Here is a 24021-nt window from a genome sequence, read left to right on the forward strand (position 1 = left end):
TAATTAATGAAAGCAATAAAAACACTTTTAGTGCTTGGAGTTCTAGCAATTTCAACACTATCCTTTACAACAGTAACAGAATCGACATCGTATAAATGTATGATTCAAATGATTAATTATTCAGGTGAAAATGCATACGTCGTTATTTCACTTATAAATCCAGAAGGCGAATACGAAAAAACACTTTATGTTCAAGGTGATGATGATGAGTGGTACCATGATATTTCAGAATGGTGGAAATTCTACGGTAAAAAACGAGCAAATATAGATGCTATTACTGGAGCAACAATTGCTGGAGGTGCAAGAAATATTAGTGTTTTAGAAATTGAAGATTCTAAAATAGATACAGGTTATAGTATTCGTTTTGAAACCGCTGTAGAGGATCAAGACTACTACACTAAAGATGTAGAGTTTGCTTTAACAAAAGAAAATGTAAAGAGCAAAAAAGAAGGTTCGGGTTTTATACGTTACGTGCGTATGATGCCTAACTAATAAAGTATAATAGATTTTAAATAAGAGACAAAATTACTACGTCTCAAAAAAATAAAACATGACCATTTCTATATGGAGATACAGTCACCTCGCACTGGCTGTATCTTCTTTTATGTTTATTCTGTTAGCATCCATAACTGGAATCATTTTAGCATTCCAACCTATTTCAGAACAATTCGAGCCATATAAAATATCAGATTTTAATAGTGTTACTGTTGCAGAAACCATATCTAATTTACAAGATAAGTATCCCGAGGTTATAGCCGTGCAAGTAGATGCAAATCAATTTGTATCAGCTTCGGTAATTACTAACAACGGCGAAAGTTTAAATGGCTACATAAACCCAAGAACTGCGACATTTATTGGTGATAAAATAGAGGTTTCTAAGTTTTTTCAATGGATAACTAATTTTCATAGATCCTTATTTTTAAAAAGTATTGGTCGTTTTTTTGTTGGTTTTTGTTCGTTTCTATTATTCTTAATTGCAGTTTCAGGAACTGTATTAATACTAAAAAGACAAGGCGGTCTTAAATCGTTTTTCTCTAAAATAGTTAAAGAGAATTTTAACCAATATTGGCATGTAGCTTTAGGTCGATTATCTTTAATACCAATTATAATTATTACCGTTACAGGTGTTTATTTGTCTGCTATAAAGTTCGATATTTTACCCAAAAGCGCAATAAACCATCAAATAGATTTCGATTCCCTTTTAGAAACACCAAAACTAAATACTGCAGATTTTTCTGTTTTTAAAAACACAAAACTATCAGAGGTTAAAACAATAGAGTTTCCTTTTTCGCAAGATGTAGAAGATTATTTTATTGTTTCACTTAAAAACAAAGAGATTATTGTCAACCAATTTTCAGGAGCTGTTTTAAGTGAAATTAATTATCCGTTGGTGACTATTTTTTCAAATTTGAGTCTGTTTTTACACACCGGAAAAGGAAGTGTTTTATGGTCTGTTATTTTAGCTATTGCAACGGTAAACATATTGTTTTTTATCTATTCTGGTTTTGCAATGACATTAAAACGCAGAAAATCTAAACTTAAAAACAAGTATAAAAAAGACGCTTGCAAGTATGTAATCTTAGTCGGTTCAGAAAACGGTAGTACCTTACCTTTTGCTAATCAATTAAAAGAGCAATTATTAAAAGCAGGAGAAACGGTTTATATAGCAGAACTTAACAAATACAATGCCTATAGTAAAGCAGAACACATTATAGTAATGACTGCAACTTATGGAGAAGGCGAAGCTCCAGCAAATGCAAATGTGTTTTTACAGCGATTAAAAACCATAAAACAAGTACAAGGTATTAACTATTCGGTAGTTGGTTTTGGGTCGTTGGCTTATCCCGATTTTTGCAAATTTGCAATAGATGTAGATAATGCATTAGCCCTTCAGTTTAAGCAAGAATTACCTGTATTTACAATTAACGATAAATCGGTAGAATCGTTTCAAGAATGGATTAGTTTATGGAATAAAAATAGAAACCTTCCTATTACTATTTCGCAACAAAAACTAGCTGCAAAACCTAAGTTAAACCATACAATTACAGTTGTAGATAAGACAATAGCAGAAACACAATTGGACCGTACGTTTTTAATCACCTTAAAAACAAATACCAATAAGTTTAACTCTGGAGATTTGCTCGCTATTTATCCTGAAAACAATTACCGAGAACGCTTATATTCTATAGGTAAAGTAAATAATAACATACAATTAAGTGTTAAGCTACACGAAAACGGATTAGGCTCAGGCTTCTTAAATACTATTACTAAAGAAGCTATTTTTAAAGCTAGAATTATAAAAAACAAAAGCTTTCATTTCCCTAAAAAAGCATCTAAAGTTATTTTAATTGCCAACGGTACAGGTATTGCTCCTTTTTTAGGAATGATAGATGAAAACAAAAATAAAGCTGAAACACATTTGTACTACGGCGTTCGAAAAAGGGAATCTTTAAACCTCTATAATCAGTCAATTAAAGAAAACCTAAACAACAAGCAATTAACAAAACTAAATATTGCGTTTTCTCAAGAAGAACCTAAACAATATGTGCAAGACCTCTTAAAGCAAGACGCTTTATTTATAGCAGAAACCTTAAAAAATAATGGTGTAATCATGCTTTGCGGTTCCACAGCCATGCAAAACGATGTTTTAGCCATATTAAATACAATTACAACGCAAAATTTACAATTACCATTAAGTACTTTTAAAGAAAACAATCAAATAAAAACCGATTGTTATTAATCTTAAAACATACGATTATGTGTCATAATATAAAAACAATATCTAAAGTTAGTAGTGGAGAATTATCTATATGCAAAGACTGTAAAATATACCATTTAGAGTTCAACAATATATGTTTTGAATTTAATGAAGAACAGTATATAAAATTTAAAAACTACCTATTAAATATAGAAGCAGACTATTGGGAAATAAAATACGCACACTCAAAAGTAAAACGTAAAATACCAATACCATCTTTGCAGCCTAACCTTGTTTTAATGTTTAATAGACAAGAAATAGCAGAATTAAAAACACTTTTCTTTAATACAAAAGATGTTTTTAATAGCTCTATAAACTTAGACGATATTAATTATACCTTGATTCTAAACTAGGCACTTAAGCTTCGGTTTCTGTATCGCTTTCTTCTTCAGTATCAGCTTTAATAATATTAGGGAATATTATAGGAGCAATAGATTTTACAGGCTCATAAAGTATCGAATCTTTAATATGTTCCTCGTCAACAAAAGTTATTGTGTCATTCATTTTATTAAAGACAATTAGCAATACACTTAAAATCAAACCTATTTTAAGCGCTCCAAAAACGCCACCAAGCAGCTTGTTTAAAATACCAAGAGATGCAAAATCGGCCAATTTAGTAAATGCCTTTCCTGCTAACGAAATAATAAGAATAATAATAACAAAAGTAATCGCAAACGCAGTAATATTAATCGTTTTTTCAGCCCATTCTGTTCTACTTTGCAAAAAATCTGCAACAAAATAACTAAAGTGTATAGCGCCATAAACACCAGCAACCAAAGCAACTAAAGACGCTACTTCCACAAAAAGACCTTTCATAAAACCACGAACAAGTCCAAAAAGCAGTAAAGCACCTAAAACAATATCAATAACAGCCATAAAATTATATTTTAAGCAAATATAACCTAACTTTGCAACTTTCAAACTTTACACTAATACATGGCAAGAGATCAAGAGTTAAAAGAACGTTGGGAGTTGGTAGTTAGCAAACTATCCAATCAATTTGCAGATGGAGAAAAACTAGATTTAGACGCTATAATCTACCTTATCGGCCTTCAAGAATTAGGGCAACTAGAACGTAAATTTAAAAAAGACCAAAAACTAGACTTAATGCACATTGCAATATGCAAATTATTGGTGCCTTATGGCTATTACGAACTTAATTTTGTAGACGAAGACGGTTGGCCACACTATCATATAAAAGAAGAATTACCAACCTTAAAAGCCGGTGAACAAAGCGTTTTAATGAAAGAAGCTATCGTAAATTACTTTGTAGAAACAGAGTATATATAATATTTTTGGGCGTTACCACAAGGGTCAGGCTTTTTATTACAATCGCTAACGCGAATAAAACAAAGCAGCTTAATTATTATTAAAACTTGTAATAATTTTCTTAATTTCGTTTTTTTTAAATCAAATAAAAACAACCAACCAAATGAAAAAATTAATTTTACCTTTTAGTATTCTTGCACTTTTATTTACATCATGTAGTAGTGATGATGATGCAACTGCTTCAACTCAAGATCCATTTATTGGTACTTGGAGTTATTATAAGTATTTAGAGAACGGAGTTGAACAACCGTTAGACCCTTGTGAGAATGAAGAGACTATTGTCGTTTCAGAAAACGGTGATTTTTCAGCTGTATATTATGATGATAATATAGATGGTGACTGTGTGTTAGATGAAACGTTCACAGGAACTTGGTCTAATTCAGGAAATAGTATTTACGATTTCACAGGAGATGAAGGTGCAACTTCGAGTCTAATTACATTTGAAGGGAATACATTTTATTTTATAGATTCTTATGACAATGGAACGCCAGATGATACTTCTGATGATATAGTGTATAAAGATGTATATCTTAGACAATAATATCTTTTAAAGATTACAAAAAACCTTCTATAATAAAGAAGATTTTTTTATGCGTAACACACAGTAAATTCATTAAATTTGCTAATCATTTATAGAGGTCATGATAGATAAGATAAAAGAACTCATTGCAGAAGCAGAAAGCTTTAAAGCCCAATCTAAAGAAGAGGTTGAAACTTTTAGAATAAAATATTTAGGTAGAAAAGGATTACTTAACGATTATTTTGCTGAGTTTAAAAATGTTGCAAACGAGCAAAAGAAAGAATTTGGTCAAGTAATAAACCAATTAAAAAACACCGCTCAAGAAAAGGTTAACGCTTTAAAAGAAGAGTTAGACAGTTCTACAGAAGAAACAGGAGATTTTGGAGATTTATCACGTCCAGGAGCACCAGTATCTCTTGGAGCAAGACATCCTATTTCTATTGTAAAAAACGATATTATAGACATCTTTTCTCGCATAGGTTTTAACGTAAGTGAAGGTCCGGAAATAGAAGACGACTGGCATAACTTTACAGCATTAAACTTGCCAGAATACCATCCAGCAAGAGACATGCAGGATACGTTTTTTATACAAACAGATCCAGATATTTTATTACGTACACATACAAGTTCTGTACAAGTACGTTATATGGAAAACAATCAACCACCAATTCGTACTATCTCACCAGGTCGTGTGTATAGAAACGAAGCCATTTCGGCACGATCGCATTGTTTTTTCCACCAATTAGAAGGACTATATATAGATAAAGATGTAAGTTTTGCAGACTTAAAGCAAACATTACAATACTTTACTACAGAGCTTTTTGGGAAATCTAAAATACGTTTACGTCCATCTTACTTCCCATTTACAGAACCAAGTGCAGAAATAGATGTGTATTGGGGATTAGAGACTGAAACCGATTATAAAATAACCAAAGGAACAGGCTGGTTAGAAATAGGCGGTTGTGGTATGGTAGATCCAAATGTATTAACAAATTGTGGTATTGATGCTAACGAATATTCAGGGTTTGCCTTTGGTGTTGGTATCGATAGAATAGCAATGTTATTACACCAAATAGGTGATATTAGACTTTTAAGTGAAAACGATGTAAGATTCTTAGAGCAGTTTAAATCTGCCTTATAATCACCAGATAAGTCGTCTTAAAATAGATTAACGCTTTATACAAAAATAAGAAAGCCACAACTTACGTTGTGGCTTTCTTATTTTTTAAACTGAGATTATTTTGCTAAAGCATAACGTCTCTCTACTTCGTTCCAGTTAATTACATTAAAAAATGCATCAATATAATCTGGTCTTCTGTTTTGGTAATTTAAATAGTAAGCATGTTCCCATACATCTAATCCTAATATTGGCGTTCCTCCACAAGTTACTCCTGGCATTAATGGATTGTCTTGATTTGGTGTAGAACAAACTTCTACCTTTCCTCCTTTATGCACGCATAACCAAGCCCATCCAGAACCAAATTGTGTTGCAGCTGCTTTACTAAAAGCTTCTTTAAAAGCATCTACAGATCCATAAGCTGCTTCAATAGCATCTTTTAAATCTCCAGATAAACGTCCTTTATCTTCTGGGTTCATTACTTCCCAAAATAACGAGTGATTATAAAAACCTCCACCATTATTTCTAACACCTTTATTATCCATATCAAGGTTACTTAATATGTTTTCTATAGTTTTTCCTTCTAAATCTGTACCTTCAATAGCAGCATTTAATTTAGTTGTATATCCATTGTGGTGCTTAGAGTGGTGTATTTCCATTGTACGAGCGTCAATATTTGGTTCTAAAGCGTCGTAAGCGTATTTTAATTTCGGTAATTCGAAAGCCATAATTTTTTATGTTTATGTTAATAATTCTGTGAGTGTAAATTTAACACTTTAACAAATCAATTAAAAATTAAACTCACACTAAGTCTTTTGTTTTAATAATAGTTTAACAACTTGATTTTTAAACTATTCCATTTTCTTCTTAAAAAAACGAGATTTAAACACGCTTCACACTAATTGTTTTTATCTTGTACTAAAATTATTAAATGTCGTCAAACTCTTCATTTCAAGTCTATAATGCCTCTGCGGGAAGCGGTAAAACTTTCACCTTAGTTAAAGAATACCTTAAAATTCTGTTTTCTGCTTCAGGAAATTATCAATTTAGAAATATTCTTGCCATTACATTTACCAATAAAGCAGTTGGAGAAATGAAAGCGCGTATTTTAGAAATGTTAAAAACTTTTTCAGAAGAAGATGCTTTAAAAAATCCGCATCCAATGTTTACAAACATTGTTGAAGATTTAAAAATGAAACCTGAGGTACTTCAAAAAAAATCTAAAGACATTTTAAACACCATCATGCATAATTATGCAGCATTCGATATCTCGACTATTGATGGGTTTAACCACAGACTAATTAGAACCTTTGCTCACGATTTAAATTTACCACTCAATTTTGAGGTAGAATTAGACACAGAATCTTTATTAAATGAAGCTGTAGATCGTTTAATAGCAAAAGCAGGAACCAATAAAGAGTTAACAAAAATATTAGTAGATTTTGCCATAGAAAAAGCAGACGACGATAAAAGTTGGGATGTTGCAAGAGATTTTAACAATATCGCAAAACTACTCACTAAAGAAAGTGATTTAGATTTTGTAAAAACACTTAATGGCAAGTCTTTAAAAGATTTTCAGAATCTAAAAGAACTATTGGTTTCTCAAATTAAAATAACACAAGAAAATGTTATCGCTTCTGCCGAAAACCTACTGAGTCTTTTTGAAACAAGCGCTTTAGAGTTTAATGATTTTTCGGGTGGTTATTTACCAAAACATTTTGAAAAAATAAGTCAAGGCAATTTTGAAATAGGTTTTGTCGCAAAATGGCAAGACGATTTAGATACAAAAACATTATATCCCAAACGTGTTTCGGAGGCAACAAAACAAACAATAGAAAGTATTCAACCACAAATAGCAGAGACCTTTACAAAAACTAAAGAAGGCGTTTTTCATATTAAATTTTTAAAATTATTTTACAAAAACCTAACACCTTTATCTGTTTTAACCGTTATTAATAAAGAATTAATAGACATTAAAACCGAGGAAAATAAAATGCTAATTAGCGAGTTCAATGCTATTATTAGTAACGAAATAAAAGACCAACCTACTCCATTTATCTATGAAAGAATGGGCGAAAAGTTTAAACATTATTTTATAGACGAGTTTCAAGATACCTCGCAAATGCAATGGGAGAATTTAACACCATTAGTAGATAGTACTTTATCTGGAGAAAATATTAAAGCAGAAAAAGGAACCGCCATGATTGTTGGCGATGCTAAACAAGCTATTTACAGATGGAGAGGCGGAAAAGCAGAGCAATTTATGGAGTTGTTTAATAAAAACTCTAAGCCATTTTACATTGAACAAGATGTAAAAAACCTGGGTTCAAATTTTAGAAGTTTCGAAACAATCGTTAATTTTAACAATGCTTTATTCAAGCATATTTCTTCACATGCGCTTTCTAACGAAGATTATGCTAATCTCTATGAACAATCACATCAAGAACCATCTAAAGACACGAAAGGTTTTGTAAACCTTAATTTTATCGATTTTGAAGATGAAGAAAATGATAAAGATGACGTTTACACACAGCATATTTTCGATACCATAAAATCCTGCCAAGAAAATGGTTATGCTCTAAAAGACATTTGTATTCTTGTTAGAAAGAAAAAACATGGTATTGCTATTGCAGAATTTTTAAGCAGTCAAAATATAAAGATTACATCTAGTGAAACAATGCTTATTAATAATGCGCCTGAAGTGCAACTCATTAACAATGTACTTACAGTATTAGTAAACCCAAACGACACAGAGTGTAAAGTTAATATTTTAGATTTTTTAGCTGATAAGTATGACGTTAAAGACAAACACGAGTTTTTTAAAAATAATTTATTTTTAGATATAGAACACTTCTTTAAAAGCTTTGAAACTTTCGGAATAAATATTAATCCAAATTTATTAGTACAACAAGGGTTGTTTGATCTCGCTGAAACTGTTGTAAGGAGCTTTAAATTAGTAGAAACATCTAACGCATATGTTCAGTTTTATCTAGATACCGTACTAGAATATTCGCAAAAAAACATTTCAGACTTGTCTTCCTACCTAGAGTATTTCAATTCTAAAAAAGAAAAATTAAGTATCGTTTCTCCGGAAGAACAAGATGCTATACAGATAATGACTATTCATAAATCTAAAGGTTTGGAATTTCCCGTAGTTATCTTTCCATATGCTGAGATTAACATCTACGAAGACATAGAGCCTAAAGAATGGTTTCTATTAGACCCTGAAAAGTACAACGGTTTTAAATATGCATTATTAAATTATAATAAAGCCTTCGAAGATTTTGGAGAAGAAGGCAAATCTATTTATTCAAGACACCAAGCAGAGTTAGAACTTGATAGTTTGAATTTATTATATGTAGCATTAACCAGACCCGTAGAACAACTATATATTATAGGTAAAAAAGATATTAATAAAAAAGGTGAAGTAAATTTAAAATCTTACTCTGGACTACTAATCGACTACCTAATGAATACTGGACATTGGAATGATGCAGAGACGACTTACAGTTTTGGCTCTCCAGAAAAACCAGAATCTAAAGCAAAAGAACAAAGTATAAATACTATAGAACAACAAGAATTTATATCTACAGCAAAAGAAGATCATAATATTAGGGTAATTGCAAATTCAGGATATTTATGGGATACAAAACAAGAGGATGCAATAGAAAAAGGAAATTTAGTGCACGATATTATGGAACACGTAAAAGTAGAAAGTGATGTCGATATAGCTATTAACAATTTTGAAAGCGATGGCGTAATAAACAACACTCAAGCAAAAGCCTTAAAAATTTCAATTCTTAAAATTATAAATCGAGAAGACTTAAAACCTTACTTCTCTGGTGGCAATACAATCTATAACGAACGTGATATTATCTCTAAAAACGGAAAAATATACAGACCAGATCGTTTAGTTATAATTAATAACGAAGTAACTATTATAGATTACAAAACTGGAAAACTAAACCCAAAACACCAACATCAATTACAAGATTATCAAGATGTTTTAGAAGACATGGGATTTAAAGTAGTTAAGAAATTACTACTATATATAAATGATGATGTAACAATAGTTTAATAAATTTGTAGAATCAACAAACACAAAATAAACATGTACGGTAAAATACAACAACACTTACAACAAGAAATAAAAGACATTAAAGATAATGGTCTTTATAAAGAAGAACGCATAATCACATCTCCTCAAGGTGCAGAGATAACTTTAAGTACTGGTGAAACAGTTTTAAACTTTTGTGCAAACAACTATTTAGGCTTATCGTCGCATCCAGAGGTAATACAAGCAGCAAAAGATGCCATGGATACTCATGGTTTTGGAATGAGTTCGGTGCGTTTTATTTGTGGTACTCAAGATATACACAAAGAGCTAGAGCAAAAAATTGCAGATTTTTATGGTACAGAAGACACCATATTATATGCAGCAGCTTTCGATGCTAACGGTGGTGTTTTCGAGCCTTTATTAGGAAAAGAAGATGCAATTATATCCGACTCTTTAAACCACGCCTCTATTATAGATGGTGTTCGTTTATGTAAAGCTGCCCGTTATCGCTACCAAAATAGTGACATGGCAGATTTAGAACAACAACTAATAGATGCTAATAAAAATGGTGCAAGACATAAAATAATAGTTACCGATGGTGTATTCTCTATGGATGGACTAGTGGCTCCTTTAGATAAAATATGTGATTTAGCAGATAAGTATGATGCTTTAGTAATGATTGACGAATGCCATGCAACAGGATTTATTGGAAAAACTGGTATTGGTACATTAGAAGACAAAGGTGTTTTAGGAAGAATCGATATTATTACTGGAACATTAGGAAAAGCTCTAGGTGGAGCTATGGGTGGTTATACAACTGCTAAAAAAGAAGTGATAGACCTTTTACGTCAACGTTCTAGACCGTATTTGTTTTCGAATTCTTTAGCACCAGCTATTGTTGGCGCCTCTATTAAAGTGTTCGATATGCTTAAAAATGACACTTCTCTAAGAGATAAGCTTGAAAGCAATACCAACTACTTTAAAAAAGGAATGAAGTCTGCTGGTTTTGATATTATTGATGGAGACTCTGCTATAGTTCCAGTTATGCTATATGATGCAAAATTATCTCAAACAATGGCAAATATGCTATTAAAAGAAGGTATCTACGTTATTGGCTTCTTTTTTCCGGTTGTTCCCAAAGGAAAAGCTAGAATTAGAGTACAACTATCTGCAGCACACGAACAAAGCCACTTAGACAAGGCGATCGAAGCTTTTATTAAGGTCGGAAAAACACTAGATATTATTAAATAACCATTATATATTTTAACATTTTAGCACAAGAATCAATATTTTTATATATTTGTCTTTGTTAATACTATTTAACAACTTATTTTTGCTTTTAATTAACACTTAAAAATTAAATTTTTGAATATGAAAAATCTTAGCAGATTATTATTCACTCTAGTACTTGTAGTAAGTTTTAGTAATGTGAATGCACAAGACCAAGACAATCCTTGGGCTATTAATTTTGGAATTAATGCGGTAGATTTCTACCCAACTAACGACGGGTTTCCTCAAGCAACTGAGACTTTTGATGAGTACTTTAATGCTTCTGATCACTGGAATATCCTTCCATCTTTATCTACAATATCTGTATCTAAGTATATGGGTAACAACTTTTCTTTACAAGCTGGTGGTTCTATCAACAAAATTGAAAAGTATGGAGATGCAACAGTAGCTGATTTAAACTACTATGCAGTTGATGGTAACGTAAGATACCACCTTGCTGAAATAATTAAAAGTAAAAAATTAGATCCAACAGTTGGTGTTGGTGGTGGTTATACTTGGGTTGAAGAAGGTGCTTTTAACACAAATGGTGTTGGTGGTAGCAACAATAATGGTGCTGGTACATTAAACGGTTCTTTAGGTTTAACTTACTGGTTTACTGATAACGTAGGTTTCTCAGTAGAGTCTAAGTATAAGCATTCATTTGAAGATTATTTAGATTCTCACTTCCAACATTCTGCAGGTTTTACTGTAAAGTTTGGAGGAACTGATACTGATGGTGATGGTATATTCGATAAGAATGATGCTTGTCCAGAAGTTAAAGGTTTAGAAGCTTTCAACGGTTGTCCTGATACTGATGGTGATGGAATCGAAGATTCTAAAGATTCTTGTCCTAACGAAGCTGGTTTAGCTGAGTTCAACGGTTGTCCTGATACTGATGGTGACGGAGTTGTAGATGGTAGCGATGATTGTCCTACTGTTAAAGGTCTTAAATCTTTAAACGGTTGTCCTGATGCTGATGGTGATGGTGTAGCTGATTCTAAAGACAAATGTCCTAAAGAAGCTGGTCCAGCTGCTAACAATGGATGTCCTTGGGCTGATACTGATGGTGATGGAGTAACTGATAATGTTGACAAGTGTCCTAAAGTAGTAGGTACAGTTGCAAACAATGGTTGTCCTGAAGTTGTTGAAGTTGTTCAACCAACTCAAGAAGTTATCGATAGATTAAATAGCTATGCTAGAACAATCTTATTTAACTCTGGAAAATCAAGTTTCCAAGAACAAGCTTACCAATCTTTAAAAGATATTACAGCTATATTAAAAGAGTATCCAGATTCTAACTTCTCTATCGAAGGTCATACTGATAGTGTAGGTGCTAAATCTTCTAACCAATTATTATCTGAAAGAAGAGCTAACGCAGTAAGAGATTACTTAATAGCTAATGGTATCTCTAAAGCGAGATTAACTTCTTACGGTTTTGGTGAAGATTACCCAGTAGATTCTAATGCTACAAGAAATGGTAGAAAAAACAACAGACGTACTGAGATTAAACTTAAAAAATAAGTTTCTCATTACTTTTAAATAAGTTTTTAAAAACGCTTCGGTTTACCGAAGCGTTTTTTATTTTTATACAATGAAATCATTTATTTTCGATGTATTAAAAAACCTTAAAGATAAAGGTGAAGACTTATCAAGCCTTAGCTTTATATTACCAAGTAAACGTGCTGGTGTCTTCCTTAGACAGGAACTATCTGCTGTAGTAAATAAAACAATATTCTCACCTAATATTATTAGTATTGAAGAGTTTGTTGAAGATTTAGCCAAGCTAAAATCGATTACCAACACAGAACTGTTATTCGAGTTTTACAACTCCTATCTAGCTTTAACTCCAAAAAAGGAGCAAGAACCATTTGAAAGCTTTTCTAAATGGGCTCAAATATTACTTCAAGATTTTAACGAAATAGATCGTTACCTCATTCCTCAAAATAAAATATTCGATTATTTAGGAGCAATAAAAGAATTAGACCACTGGTCTCTAGAAGATAACAAAACAGATGTTGTAAAAAACTATCTTAAGTTTTGGGACAAATTAAAACTCTATTACAAACATTATACAGAAGCTTTAATAGACAAGAAAACAGGTTATCAAGGTTTAATATATAGACAAGCTGTAACAAACATTAAAAATTATTGTTCTAGCACTGAGCAGAAACATATTTTTTTAGGGTTCAATGCACTAAATACAGCCGAGGAAACCATAATCCAGGAGCTACTTGAAAATAGCTTAGCAGAAGTATTTTGGGATGTTGACGACGTTTTTATTAACAATCCAATTCACGATGCTGGTTTATTTACCAGAAACCATAAAACTAATTGGAAGTACTTTGAAAAAAACCCATTTAATTGGATAACTAACCACTATTCTAAATCTAAAAATATTGAAATATTAGGTGTACCCAAAAATATAGGTCAAGCAAAAACCATTGGATCAATTTTAAAAATAATTGAAACTCAAAATCCAAACCTTAAAAGTACGGCAGTTGTTCTTGGGGACGAAAACTTACTTATCCCAGTTTTAAACTCAATTCCATCATCAATAGATAAGCTTAATATAACGATGGGATTTCCTTTAAGTTCTATTCCGCTCGCATCACTTTTTGAACAACTTTTTGCTATTCATAAAAAAGCATCCGATAAGTATTATTACAAAGATATCATTGGTCTTTTATCTCATCAATTTATAAGACCTTTATTTTCTAATGAGGACACTAACACCGCTTCTCTATTGATTGAGACCATAAAAAAGAACAACTTAGTATACTTATCCCTAATTGATTTAAAAGCATACACAAAAAACAATTCAGAAATATTAGAGCTCCTTTTTAATAATTGGAAAAATACAGCAAACAATGCTATTGAAAATTGCTTCTTTCTAATAAAATCAATAAAAGAACATCTGTCTATAAAGAAAGAAGACCATCTAATATCCCTAGAATATCTATACCGCTTTAATAAGCTCTTTAATGAACTCTTTAGGCTAAACGAAAGCTATAAACATATAAATGATATATCTGCACTCTTTAGCATCTACAAAGAACTATTAACCAGTGAGACATTAGACTTCCAAGGAGAACCTTTAGAAGGCCTTCAAGTCATGGGAATGTTAGAATCTCGTGTATTAGATTTCGAAACAGTAATTATCTCTAGTGTAAATGAAGGTGTTCTACCATCTGGAAAATCAAACAACTCTTTTATTCCATTTGATGTAAAGGTAGAAAACGAATTACCTACTTATAAAGAAAAGGATGCTGTTTATACTTATCACTTTTATAGATTATTACAGAGAGCAAAAAACGTGTATATTCTTTATAATACCGAAGCTGATATATTAACTGGTGGTGAAAAAAGCCGTTTTATCAATCAATTAGAGTTAGAAGATATTCATACTTTTAATCATAAAATTGTAACACCTCAAGTTCCAAGTTTCAATACAGAATTAAAAGAAATTGTAAAAACTAAAGCAATAGTAAATCAATTAAAAGAAATAGCAAAACGAGGTTTCTCTCCTTCTTCTTTAACAAATTATACAAGAAACCCACTTGACTTCTATTACCAGAAACTACTTGGTATAAAAGATCTTGAAGATGTTGAAGAAACTGTTGCCGCCAACACCATGGGAACTGTTGTTCATGACACCTTAGAAGCTCTATACATACCGTCTATTGGTAAACTTTTACAGGTTGAAGATATAAAAAAAATGATTCCTAAGATTGATAGCAATATCACCATGTTCTTCAAAAAAGTGTATGCCGATGGAGACATGACTAAAGGTAAAAACCTTATTATTTTTGAAATTGCCAAACGTTACGTACAAAACTTCTTAAATTTAGAAATCAAGGATTTAAAAGCAGGTAATACTATAAAGATAATTGCTCTAGAGGCAAAAACAGAAATACCATTAAACATACCCGAATTAGGCTTTGAGGTCAACCTTAAAGGTACTGTGGATCGTGTAGACGAATACAATGGTATTACTAGGATTATAGATTATAAAACAGGAAAAGTTGATGCCTCCCAAACTTCAATACTCGACTGGGAAGATATAACTTCCGATTATAAAAAATACAGTAAAAGCTTTCAAATACTCGCTTATGCTTACATGATGAATACGGTTAAACCTCTAAATTTCCCAATTGAAGCTGGAATAATTTCATTTAAAAATTTAAACGCTGGCTTTCTAAAGTTCACAAAAAAAGAAAAACAAAGAGGTGGAAATAAAGACACTTTAATTACGCAAGAAACGTTAGACAGCTACTTTGAAGAATTAAAAAAGCTAATTATAGAAATTTGTAATCCTGAGATTAATTTTATCGAAAAAGAAGTGTAATGAATAAACAAAACCAGATTTTACATAACAAGGGACAAAAACCTATTGTTTACGATGTGTTTTATAATGAAACCAAAAAACCTAAACCACTAGTTATTTTCTGTCATGGCTATAAAGGTTTTAAAGATTGGGGAAGCTGGAATTTGATGGCGGACGCTTTTAAGAAAGCAGAAATATTCTTTGTAAAATTTAATTTTTCGTACAATGGTGGAACACCAGAAAACCCGATAGATTTTCCAGATTTAAAAGCTTTTGCAGAAAACAACTACACTAAAGAATTAAATGATTTAGATACAATATTGAATCATTTTTTATCAGAAAATTTTGATTATAAAAAAGAGATAGATTATAAAAATGTCACAATTATAGGGCACTCTCGTGGTGGTGGGATCGCTATAATTAAGGCCGCTGAAGATTCGAGAATATCCAACTTAATAACTTTGGCTAGCGTATGCGATTTCGAAAAGCGTACTGCTACAATTGGCAATTTAACCCAATGGAAAAAGGAAGGCGTTAAATATGTTTTAAACGGAAGAACAAAACAACAAATGCCTCATAACTATCAATTTTACACAAATTTTAAAGAAAACGAAGAAAGGTTAAATATAGAGAAGGCTGAAAAATCATTACAAATACCACATCTAATAATTCATGCTAAAGATGATCCTTCAGTTAAATTTAATGAAGCAGAATCTCTTCATTCATGGCATTCAAAAAGTAAATTAATTTCTATTGAGAATAGTGATCATGTTTTTGGAGCTAAACATCCTTGGAAAGAACTAATACCTCCAAAACCTCTAACTCAGGTAATAGATCACTGTATTGGGCAAATACATAATAACTAGGCTATTTTTAGAATACTTAATTTGTGTTCCTTAATTTTTCTTGAAAGTAGTTCTCTATTTACAGGTTTTGTAATGTAATCATTCATTCCAACATCCATTACTTTCTGTCTAGCTGTATCCGTTGCATCTGCTGTAACAGCAATAATAGGAATGTTTTTATTAACACTACCTGGTGGGCTATTTCGTATAATTACAGTAGTTTCATAACCATCCATAATAGGCATTTGTAAGTCCATTAATATAATGTCGAATGTATTATTTTGTAAAAGTTTTAATGCTTCTTTTCCATTAGCTGCTAGTTTGTAATCGGTTATAGAGAGATTTTTGAGTATTTTCTGCATTATCATTTGGTTCATTAAATTATCCTCAACAATTAAAACCTTAGGAGCATTCTCTTCTATTTCTATTACACTAGACTTGGCTCCAAATTTTATTTGTTCGATAATTTTAAATTCCATTTTCATAGAAACCTCTGTACCACGACCTTCATCACTATCAATGCTAATAGTACCTCCAAACAAATCTATTAAATGCTTTACAATACTTAATCCCAAACCTACACCTCCAAAACTACGCTTATCATTCATGCGCATTTGCCCAAAACTATTAAATAAGTTTAGTTTTTTATCGCTAGAAATTCCTATACCTGTGTCTAAAATACTAATAGTTAATTGCGTAAAACCGTTGTTATTAGTAATAGCTTTAATAGAACAATCTATTTTACCATAAGCCGTAAATTTTACAGCATTACTTAAAACATTATTAATAACTTGTGTAAAACGCTCTACATCACCTTCAATTTTATAAGGAAGCGTATCGTCAATATACAAAGTATACTTCAACCCTTTTACCTCTGCCATTCGCTGCCAATTACTACTTATTTGGGCTATTACTTCTTTTGGGTTAAAAACCTCTTCTCTTAATTTTAACTCTCCTTTTTCAATTTTTTCAAAATCTAAAATATCATTTATACTACTTAATAAACTTAAAGAAGCATGTTTAATTACCTCGAAGTTTTTATGACTTTCTGGATTTAGCTTCTTGTCTAACTCATCATCCGCAATACCCATAATAGCATTAATAGGCGTTCTTAATTCATGACTAATATTAGACATAAAATAACTTTTAAGCTCACTTACCTCTTCTGATTTACTAAGAGCTATTATTTGAGAGTCTTCTTTCTCTAAACGTAAGTCTCTAATTAAATTAGTCATTGACAATGATAAAAATATAACTTCAAATGTGATACCAAATTTTGCGCTGTTTAGCGTAACAAAATTATTAGGTAACAAGCTTAAGTTATTCATCACAAAGGCCATTAAACCAACAATTAAAAAGAAAATACCTACAGAAAAGAACGCATCAACTTTAACACTTCTATATCGCGAATAAATTAGAGTTATTAAAATTAAAATTAAACTTAGTAGGCCATTAACATTAACAATTGGGTAGACCAAAGACTTGGTATTATCGTTAACAAATAGCATGATTCCTAAAATAATAATCACTCCATAAAGTATTTTAAAAACAATTTTTATAACTTTATTTAAAGATTTTACTTTTAAAAAGTATTCACAATACTTCAATAGAAAAAAATTAGAAACTAATGCGGTAATTAAAACTGCTCTACTATTTAAAAACCCACCAGAAGGTAATACGTACTGAAATATCATACCATCAAGAGCAGACTGTAACAATGCAATAGAAAAAACGTAAGAACCGTAGTAAAGAAATGTTTTATTAGATAAACTAGTAAAGAAAAACATGTAAACTATTGTTGCCAAAAACAATAATCCGTAAAAAAATCCTAGAAACAATTGTTGAGAGTAATTAGCTTTCCAGAACTCACTTTCCGTTTGTAATATAAGCGGAAGGTTTAAGGTCTCTCCATCACTTCTTAAATGAATGTAAAATAATTGACTACTACTTTTAGGCAATTCAACCTTAAAAATAGTTTTACGATGCGCCACCTGTCGCTCGTCAAAAGGAATGATATCTCCACTCTTAAACTCGGATACCTTATTTTTTTTATCTACTTGAAATAAGCTCGCAACATCGGTAACTGGTCTAGCTGTCTGCAAATAATAAACTTTAGACTCTTTTGCTGAATTCTCTAATTTAAAGGTTAACCAATAATCATCTGTAGAAAACCCTACACTTTGGTATTCAGACGTTAAAGGTTTAAAAGCTAAACTACTCTTACCTTCTAGAATACTATCTATAGTTACACCTCCATTCTCTGCCTTAGCAAATTGGGCATATTCATAAAGTTTACCTTTACTTGTATTTGGGTTGTACGCGCTATTTTGCGCAAATGATACACAGCATACTAGGCTAACAAATAATATTAATACTTGACGCATTTTGTTGATTTAAATTCGTTATCAAAAAAATCAAGTACAACTATGTGAAGAGGGATTTAATAGCTGAACACTCTATATACGCAATATAATAAAAGTTGGTTTTATAAAAGATTTAAAATGGTTGATTTTAAATCACTAACTAATAAGATCTTACGTGAAAATAATTCAATTTAATCTCTTTATTTTAAACCACTAAGTACTAAAACAGGAAACTTGCTTACATGAAAATCTTTCTTAAGCATTACATTCTTTTCCCAAAACTTTTTAAAGAAACCACGCTTACGCCTTACAACGCATAACAAATCTGGATTAGTTGTTTTATAATGTTCTAAAAACCCTTGATAAGTAGTAGCGTTTTCAGATTCTGTAGTATTTCTAACCATACTTTTCAATTCACTGCTCACATTAAAATCATCAGCATTATAAAATGGCGTTTTAACTAAAAGCAAATCTACATTAGCATTAAAGCTGCTTTTAATAGACTTTAGAGGCTCTAAAGCTTCCTTTCTATTAATAATTGCAGATTTCAATGCAAATAATATTGAAGCAATAGGTTTAAAAACAAATCCTTCAGGCACTATTAATGCAGGAATATTAGTCTGTTTAATAATTTTACCAGAAGTCTTACCTAAATACACTTCATCTTTAATAGAATTTGTTCTAGGTTCTAGAATTATTAAATCAATGTCAAAATTTTTACAAACTAAATCTATAGTACTAATTAATTTACCTTTAAATGTTTTAGTAACGACCTCTACACCTTTGCGATCAATTTGCGCAACATGATGCTCTAAAAAAGCCTTACTCTCACGTTCTATTATATGATCTATCTTAATCATCGTTCCTGCTTTAGTATAAAAATTATATACTTGAACAACAAAAAGCTTAGCTCCTGTTGCTTCTGCAAAATCTACAGCATATTGTAAGTGACTTTTGGCATTTTTAGACGATCCAACTGGAACTAAAATATTTTTCATGGCGTATTGATTAAAAGTATTTAGACTGCAAAAATACTATTTTTATGCTAAAACTTCCGACCTTAGCCTACTCTAAAAAGTAAAACACACCTTGAGTACTAATATTAGCTTAAAACATATAAACAAATTAGCCATTCCTGCTCTTATTGCAGGAGTGTCTGAGCCTATCTTATCTTTAACAGATGCTGCAATAATAGGAAATGTAGATTTTAATGCAGCAGAGTCTCTTGCCGCAGTTGGTATCGTTTCAACTTTTTTATCCATGTTAATTTGGGTTTTTGGGCAAACAAGAAGCGCGATCTCGTCCATAATTTCGCAATACTTAGGTGCAAAAAAACTAGATGAAGTAAAGAACCTACCAGCTCAAGCCATTTTTATAATTACATCATTAAGCATCCTGATTATTCTTGCTACATATCCATTTGCAGAAGCTATTTTTAGACTTTATAACGCCCAAAATCTAATTCTAGAATATTCGGTAGATTATTACAGCATTCGTGTTTTTGGTTTTCCTTTTACGCTGTTTACTATTGCTGTTTTTGGAGTATTTAGAGGTTTACAAAACACGTATTTCCCAATGATTATCGCTATAATTGGAGCAATAGCAAATATTATTTTAGACTATGTCTTCGTTTATGGTATTACAGATATTATTCCTGCAATGCACATTCAAGGCGCAGCTTATGCTAGCGTAATTGCTCAATTTTTAATGGCATTGCTTTCTGGCTACTACCTTCTTAAAAAAACAGATATCCCATTAGCTTTTAGCCTTCCTTTAAATAAAGAAATAAATCGCTTTTTATTAATGATTGGTAACTTAATTATTAGAACCATAGCCTTAAACGTTACCTTGTATTTTGCCACTCGCTTTGCTACAGGCTATGGCAAAGAGTACATTGCAGCCTATACAATAGCAATAAATTTATGGTTTCTAGGCGCCTTTTTAATAGACGGTTATGCAAGTGCAGGAAATATTCTTTCAGGAAAGCTAGTAGGTGGCAAAGAGTATAGCAAACTCATTACACTAAGCAATAGATTAATAAAATATGGCATCGCTATTGGGTTAATTATCGCCATTTTAGGTTCAATATTTTACTACCCAATCGGAAGGGTTTTTATTAAAGAACCAGAAGTTTTAGAACAGTTTTACAGCATTTTCTGGATAGTTTTAGCAATGCAACCGCTGTGTGCATTAGCATTTATTTTCGACGGTATGTTTAAAGGACTTGGTAAAATGGCAGATTTAAGAAACCTCTTGTTAATATCTACATTTATAATTTTCTTACCCACACTATACGTCCTAGACCATTACAACCTAAAATTAACAGGCATTTTTTTTGCACTAACACTATGGATTGTAGTTCGTGGACTACCATTAATCATAAAATTTAGAAAAGAATTTTTACCACTATCACAAAAGAATTAACTTTGGGCGAACGTAAAGCTCATTAAAATACAAAAAAATGGAAATATTAAATTTTTTAGGAGGCAGCGGCTTTTTTGCTATACTAGCCTTTGTTATAATTATAATCTATGTATATAATAGATTTAGAAACCGCAGATAATGGGAAACATTCGTATAACTAAACTTTTTTCTTTCGAAACTGGTCACGCACTTTATGGCTACGATGGAAAATGTAAAAACGTTCATGGACACAGTTACAAACTATCTGTAACCGTTTTTGGTAAGCCTATTTCAGATAGCACAAATGTAAAATTCGGAATGGTTATCGATTTTACAGATCTTAAAAAAATAGTAAAAGAAGAAATTGTAAATGTATTCGATCATGCCACTGTTTTCAATAAAAACACACCTCATGTAGAATTAGCAAAAGAACTTCAAGACAGAGGACACAACGTTCTATTGGTAGATTACCAACCAACAAGCGAGATGATGGTTATAGATTTTGCTAAAAAAATTAAAAACCGTTTACCGGAAAACATACAATTACACTCCTTAAAACTTCAAGAAACAGATAGTTCGTATGCCGAGTGGTATGCGAGTGAAAACAGTTAGAACAATTTGGGCGTTACCAAGACACGTAAACGCATGTCTTGGTCAGGCTTTACACTATATCTTTTTTTGCCATATATGGCAGCAAAAAAAGGATGCCGTTTCAATCCTTAACGCAATCACCTACTAGCTTACTAACCAAATTAAAGACCATTGTTAATTTACTAAGAGATTCCTGCCTTAGCAAGAATTGGTTATATTTACAAAATGCAAATTCCAAAAGGAAAAAAAATATATTTCGCTTCAGATAATCATTTAGGAGCTCCCACAAAAGAGGAATCCTTTCCTCGTGAACAAAAGTTTGTCACTTGGTTAGATGAGATAAAAGAAGACGCAGCAGTAATATTTCTACTTGGCGATTTGTTCGATATGTGGATGGAGTATAAAACCGTAGTTCCTAAAGGTTTTACAAGAACCTTAGGTAAGCTAGCCGAAATTAGCGACTCTGGAATCCCAATCCATTACTTTGTTGGAAATCACGATTTATGGATGAATGGTTATTTTGAAGAAGAATTAAATATTCCTGTTTACCACAAACCACAAGAATATACCTTTAACAATACTACCTTTTTTATTGGCCATGGAGATGGTCTTGGTCCTGGAGACAAAGGTTATAAACGCATGAAAAAAGTATTCACCAATCCGTTTTTTAAATGGTTATACCGTTGGCTACACCCAGATTTTGGTATGCGTATAGCACAACATCTTTCAGTTAAAAATAAAATGATCTCTGGAGACGATGATGCTAAATTTTTAGGAGAGGACAACGAGTGGCTTGCACAATATTGCAAACGTAAACTAGAAAACAAACATAGAGATTTCTTTGTTTTTGGTCACAGACATCTACCATTAGACATTAAATTAAATGAAACTTCAAGATATGTAAATCTTGGCGATTGGGTAAGTTATTATACTTATGGAGTCTTCGATGGAGAAACTATGGAACTAAAAGAATACTAATCTTCCAAGGCAATAATATCTTTATTGTCAAACACTTCTTTAAAATCTATCATAAAAAAGACAAAACAAAACTGTGCTACTGTTTCACTTAAATTTAAAAGTCCAAAAAGTAGAGGGTTTTCTATTCTTAAAAACACCATAATCAAACCAAAAATACAAGTTATACTATATCCAATACCTGTTAAAAATAGTAGAATACTTTTAGGATGATTATATACATAAGTAATATAAAAACAACAGAATAAAAAAGAAGTAAATAAAAGCGTTGCTATAGCATAAAGCAAATTACTATTAAGTTTACTCATAAACGTAAAGTACATAGAGAGAATAATATAAGCTAAAACTCCAGTTACTAATAAAATAAAAATGCGATTAATACCTTTAAATTTTAGTCTCCTTTTTTTTATTAACGGAAGTAATAAAATATCGCCACTAAAAAAGCATATCGAATATGGTAACAACACCCATACCATACTAAATACAATGCTAGATTTAGCTATAAACTCTATAGTAATAGCGCTCAAATAAAATAAGTAAAATAAGGGTTTTATTTTTTTTGTAAAAATAGAATAAGCCACTAATAAAACTACATGAAAAAGAGGCTTAGAGTACAACTCAAGCCCATTATATGCTGTCATAGAGATAACAACACTAAAGGCACCTAATAATAGCGCCAGAGTTTTAAAAAATGTTTTAGTAATCAGTTATTTGCAGGTTTTTAGTTAGTTACAAATTAAATATTAGGGATTATTAATTTATAGTTTTCAATATATAACTTATTTTAGTAATAAATCTAAAGTTATTATATCAATTTTACCGTCAGGAAATAAGTTGTTTTTTTCTTCAAAGTTTTTTAAAGCTTCCGACGTTATATTTTTATAAACGCCATCTACCGGAATAGTATAACCTTGTTTCTCCAAAAGCCTTTGTATTTCGTAAACAAAAGCGCTTTTCTCTCCAGAATACAAAGCCTTTTCTGGCATCATACTCAATACCAATCCCTTATGTTTTAAAGTGATTTCAGCTTTCTTATAATCTGCAATAGAGATCCCTTTAGTTTCAATTAACTTAATATCTTCATTCGTTAAACCTTCATTTTTAAACGCTTTAGACTGTTCTAAAATTGCCTTATAATAATTCACTTTCGCTACTCTATTTCCATATTCGGTCAATACCATCGTTGTTTCTGCATCATCACTTTCGGGACTTCTAACATCAATATTGTTAGCACTCCATTGCATTTGCATGTAATTATTAGCACCTTCCAAGGCTTCATAATAGCTATAGACTGTTTCTTTGTTATGGTAATTTATATCTATATTTTTAGCTATTGCTAAGTTTGCCTTTTTAGGATGAAAACGTTGATATTCTGTGTATTGAGAATATGCAAAAATTGCAATAATAACAACAAGTATAAAGAGAAGAATTTTTTTCATTGAAAAACTTATTTTGAATATAAACAGATTA

The 24021-nt window shown here is 31.2% G+C and carries 20 protein-coding genes; 14 read left to right on the forward strand and 6 right to left on the reverse strand.

Annotated features, from left to right (window positions below):
- Positions 1-6: 6 nt before the first annotated feature.
- From ASC44_RS08415 to ASC44_RS08425, 3 genes are read left to right on the forward strand one after another with little or no spacing between them, the layout of a single operon-like run.
- The gene (locus ASC44_RS08415; RefSeq protein WP_055447157.1) at positions 7-492 is read left to right on the forward strand and encodes a DUF2271 domain-containing protein; all 486 of its coding nucleotides are present in this window, start codon (positions 7-9) and stop codon (positions 490-492) included.
- A gap of 58 nt (positions 493-550) precedes the next feature.
- On the forward strand, positions 551-2740 hold the full coding sequence (locus ASC44_RS08420) for a PepSY domain-containing protein (protein WP_055447158.1): 2190 nt from the start codon (positions 551-553) through the stop codon (positions 2738-2740).
- Positions 2741-2757: 17 nt separating this feature from the next.
- Complete coding sequence (locus tag ASC44_RS08425; RefSeq protein ID WP_152973299.1) at positions 2758-3111, forward strand: DUF6686 family protein; 354 nt, start codon at positions 2758-2760, stop codon at positions 3109-3111.
- Positions 3112-3115: 4 nt separating this feature from the next.
- On the opposite strand, the gene ASC44_RS08430 is transcribed toward ASC44_RS08425, so the two are convergent.
- Positions 3116-3634 carry a CvpA family protein gene (locus ASC44_RS08430; RefSeq protein ID WP_055447160.1) on the reverse strand — a complete coding sequence of 173 codons (519 nt, stop codon included), beginning with the start codon at positions 3632-3634 and terminating at the stop codon, positions 3116-3118.
- A gap of 60 nt (positions 3635-3694) precedes the next feature.
- Between ASC44_RS08430 and ASC44_RS08435 the strand changes: the two genes are divergently transcribed.
- The 3 genes from ASC44_RS08435 (at position 3695) to pheS (ending at position 5748) form a co-directional block, all read left to right on the forward strand.
- Positions 3695-4048, forward strand: a complete 354-nt coding sequence (locus ASC44_RS08435; protein ID WP_055447161.1) for a hypothetical protein — start codon at positions 3695-3697, stop codon at positions 4046-4048.
- A 142-nt stretch (positions 4049-4190) separates the two neighbouring features.
- The gene (locus ASC44_RS08440) at positions 4191-4628 is read left to right on the forward strand and encodes a lipocalin-like domain-containing protein (protein ID WP_055447162.1); all 438 of its coding nucleotides are present in this window, start codon (positions 4191-4193) and stop codon (positions 4626-4628) included.
- 100 nt (positions 4629-4728) lie between these two features.
- A complete protein-coding gene (pheS, locus tag ASC44_RS08445) occupies positions 4729-5748 on the forward strand; it encodes a phenylalanine--tRNA ligase subunit alpha (protein WP_055447163.1) in 1020 nt (339 codons plus the stop codon).
- Positions 5749-5843: 95 nt separating this feature from the next.
- On the opposite strand, the gene ASC44_RS08450 is transcribed toward pheS, so the two are convergent.
- Positions 5844-6452, reverse strand: coding sequence for a superoxide dismutase (locus ASC44_RS08450; protein WP_055447164.1), 609 nt, complete (start codon positions 6450-6452; stop codon positions 5844-5846).
- Between the two features lie 203 nt (positions 6453-6655).
- On the opposite strand from ASC44_RS08450, the gene ASC44_RS08455 reads away from it, so the two are divergent.
- The 5 genes from ASC44_RS08455 to ASC44_RS08470 all read left to right on the forward strand — a co-directional run bounded on the left by ASC44_RS08455 (position 6656) and on the right by ASC44_RS08470 (position 16240).
- Entirely contained in the window at positions 6656-9802 is a 3147-nt protein-coding gene (locus ASC44_RS08455) for a UvrD-helicase domain-containing protein (RefSeq protein ID WP_055447165.1), read from the forward strand.
- A 33-nt stretch (positions 9803-9835) separates the two neighbouring features.
- Positions 9836-11032, forward strand: coding sequence for a glycine C-acetyltransferase (gene kbl / locus ASC44_RS08460; protein ID WP_055447166.1), 1197 nt, complete (start codon positions 9836-9838; stop codon positions 11030-11032).
- Positions 11033-11152: 120 nt separating this feature from the next.
- Entirely contained in the window at positions 11153-12571 is a 1419-nt protein-coding gene (locus ASC44_RS18495; protein WP_420835940.1) for an OmpA family protein, read from the forward strand.
- A 70-nt stretch (positions 12572-12641) separates the two neighbouring features.
- Positions 12642-15395 (forward strand): PD-(D/E)XK nuclease family protein, encoded by a 2754-nt coding sequence (locus tag ASC44_RS08465; RefSeq protein WP_055447167.1) that lies wholly within the window; start codon positions 12642-12644, stop codon positions 15393-15395.
- Positions 15395-16240: an alpha/beta hydrolase family protein gene (locus ASC44_RS08470; protein WP_055447168.1), complete on the forward strand. Its 846-nt coding sequence runs from the start codon at positions 15395-15397 to the stop codon at positions 16238-16240. The genes ASC44_RS08465 and ASC44_RS08470 overlap by 1 nt, the downstream gene beginning before the upstream one ends.
- Here the strand turns inward: ASC44_RS08470 and ASC44_RS08475 are convergent.
- Together ASC44_RS08475 and ASC44_RS08480 are read right to left on the reverse strand one after the other, a co-directional pair.
- Positions 16237-18603: a hybrid sensor histidine kinase/response regulator gene (locus tag ASC44_RS08475; RefSeq protein ID WP_055447169.1), complete on the reverse strand. Its 2367-nt coding sequence runs from the start codon at positions 18601-18603 to the stop codon at positions 16237-16239. The genes ASC44_RS08470 and ASC44_RS08475 overlap by 4 nt on opposite strands.
- A gap of 179 nt (positions 18604-18782) precedes the next feature.
- Entirely contained in the window at positions 18783-19580 is a 798-nt protein-coding gene (locus ASC44_RS08480; RefSeq protein ID WP_055447170.1) for a universal stress protein, read from the reverse strand.
- A gap of 91 nt (positions 19581-19671) precedes the next feature.
- Here ASC44_RS08480 and ASC44_RS08485 point away from each other — a divergent pair, with 91 nt between their 5' ends.
- The 3 genes from ASC44_RS08485 to ASC44_RS08495 all read left to right on the forward strand — a co-directional run bounded on the left by ASC44_RS08485 (position 19672) and on the right by ASC44_RS08495 (position 22554).
- A complete protein-coding gene (locus tag ASC44_RS08485; protein WP_055447171.1) occupies positions 19672-21006 on the forward strand; it encodes an MATE family efflux transporter in 1335 nt (444 codons plus the stop codon).
- Between the two features lie 138 nt (positions 21007-21144).
- Complete coding sequence (locus ASC44_RS08490) at positions 21145-21597, forward strand: 6-pyruvoyl trahydropterin synthase family protein (RefSeq protein WP_055447172.1); 453 nt, start codon at positions 21145-21147, stop codon at positions 21595-21597.
- 204 nt (positions 21598-21801) lie between these two features.
- Positions 21802-22554: a UDP-2,3-diacylglucosamine diphosphatase gene (locus ASC44_RS08495; RefSeq protein WP_055447173.1), complete on the forward strand. Its 753-nt coding sequence runs from the start codon at positions 21802-21804 to the stop codon at positions 22552-22554.
- Here ASC44_RS08495 and ASC44_RS08500 read toward each other — a convergent pair.
- Together ASC44_RS08500 and ASC44_RS08505 are read right to left on the reverse strand one after the other, a co-directional pair.
- Positions 22551-23192: a hypothetical protein gene (locus tag ASC44_RS08500; protein ID WP_055447174.1), complete on the reverse strand. Its 642-nt coding sequence runs from the start codon at positions 23190-23192 to the stop codon at positions 22551-22553. The two genes, ASC44_RS08495 and ASC44_RS08500, sit on opposite strands and share 4 nt — an antisense overlap.
- Positions 23193-23330: 138 nt before the next feature.
- Positions 23331-23990, reverse strand: coding sequence for a peptidoglycan-binding domain-containing protein (locus ASC44_RS08505; RefSeq protein WP_055447175.1), 660 nt, complete (start codon positions 23988-23990; stop codon positions 23331-23333).
- Between the last annotated feature and the right edge of the window lie 31 nt (positions 23991-24021).

The organism is Lacinutrix mariniflava (assembly GCF_001418015.1).
Taxonomy (GTDB): Bacteria; Bacteroidota; Bacteroidia; order Flavobacteriales; family Flavobacteriaceae; genus Lacinutrix; species Lacinutrix mariniflava.